The following is a 1,519-nucleotide window of genomic DNA, read 5'->3' as shown; positions in this document are numbered from 1 at the left end:
GTAGAGAGCAGATGAAGCAGGAGGCAGGACGGCCCTGCCCGCCAGCGAAGCAGCCGAGGCGGCGCATCCCGAAGGACCCGACGCCGCGATTCAAGGCGCCCGACAGAGAAGCGCTGGCCTTGGCGGAGCGGCTGGTGCCCCGGGAGCATCTGGCCCGAAGGGTGTGGCGCGTGGTGGAGCGCTTCGAGCTGACGCAGGTGGAAGCGCGCTCCTCGGCCCTGGGCCAGAATGGGTTCGCTCCGCGTCAGCTGCTGGGGCTCTGGCTTTACGCCAGCCTCATCGGGCTGCACCAGGGGACGCGGCTGGCGCGAGCGCTGCAAACGGACTGCGCCTTGCGCTGGCTCAGCGGCGGCCATTGCATCAGCGTGGCGGTCCTCAACCGCTTTCGGGCCCAGAATGGCGCCCTCTTCCTGGCAGCCCTGGAAGAGACGGTGCGCTGGGCGGTGCAGGAGGGCCTGGTGCGCACGCGGGAGCTGGGAATCGACAGCGTGCGTTTGCGTGCCCATGCCAGTCGCAGCCAGGTGCGCGTGCGCACGCAGTCGCTGCGGCGCTTGAATCCCCTGCGCGCGGTGGACGCCGACGCCCTGGACGCTTGCCAGCGCGCGCAGCACGCGCGGCAGGTGCGCAAGCACCAGGAGGCGGTCCACCTGTGCGAGCAACGGGCTCAGGCAAGCGTGGTGCTCAGCAACCCCCGCGCGGCCCTCATGCAGTTTCCTGGCAATGGCGTGCACCCGGGGCACCGCCTCACGGTGGTGGCCAGCGGCGTCACGCAGCGACTGGTGGTGGGCGTCCTGCTGACGGCCTCGGGCAATGACAAGGGCCACCTGGAAGGCGCGATGCAGCAGACGCGCCGCGTGCTGCACGCAGCCGGAGTGCCCCTGCCTTTGCGGCTGCAAGTCGCCGGGGATTCCGGCTACTGGAGCGAAGAGGACCTGCGCTTCGCAGCCCTCCACCACGCCTGCATGGACGTGCTGCTCAACCCGGGCCCGGCCACGGGCCCTCTGGCCACCAAGCCCGGCATGCTCCCACGCGAGGCGTTTGAACTTCAGCACGCGCGCAGGGCCGTGGTGTGTCCGGCAGGGCGCACCATGCACGGGCCGGTGCTCAATCACTTCGACCGGTGCGAGGTCTACTTCGGCCAGGGCTGTCCGACGTGCCCCTTGCGTCCGCAGTGCTCCCAAGCCGAGCGCCGCACCTTCACCGTGCGTTGGGAGTACGAAGGCCTGCTGGAGGCCATGCAGACGCGCATGAAGCAGCCAGACGCCAAGGCGCGCTATCTGCAGCGCATGGCCACCGTGGAGCCCGTCTTCGCCTCCCTCCAGCAGGACATGGGCTTTCGTCGCCTCTCTTCCCGCCATCCCCCCACCATCGACGCGGAAGTCTTCCTCAAACTGCTGGCCCATAACGTCAGCCGGCTGCTCACTCGCAGCCGGCTTTTCTGCGTCTTCGTCCTCCTCGAGGCCCCGGCTTCTCCCCCTGCCTCCCAGCCGGGCTGAGCCGCTATTCTGCGCAACCCTCC

At 69.7% G+C, this 1,519-nt stretch carries 1 protein-coding gene; it reads left to right on the top strand.

What is annotated here, in order from left to right; all coding sequences use genetic code 11:
* A partial coding sequence (locus D7W79_RS41920; protein WP_208729986.1) for a transposase occupies positions 1-1,496 on the top strand: 1,496 nt, incomplete at its 5' end.
* Positions 1,497-1,519 lie beyond the last annotated feature (23 nt).

The sequence above is a fragment of the Corallococcus exercitus genome, from assembly GCF_003611585.1.
GTDB lineage: Bacteria > Myxococcota > Myxococcia > Myxococcales > Myxococcaceae > Corallococcus > Corallococcus exercitus.
This window is presented reverse-complemented; position numbering and strand designations above follow the sequence as displayed.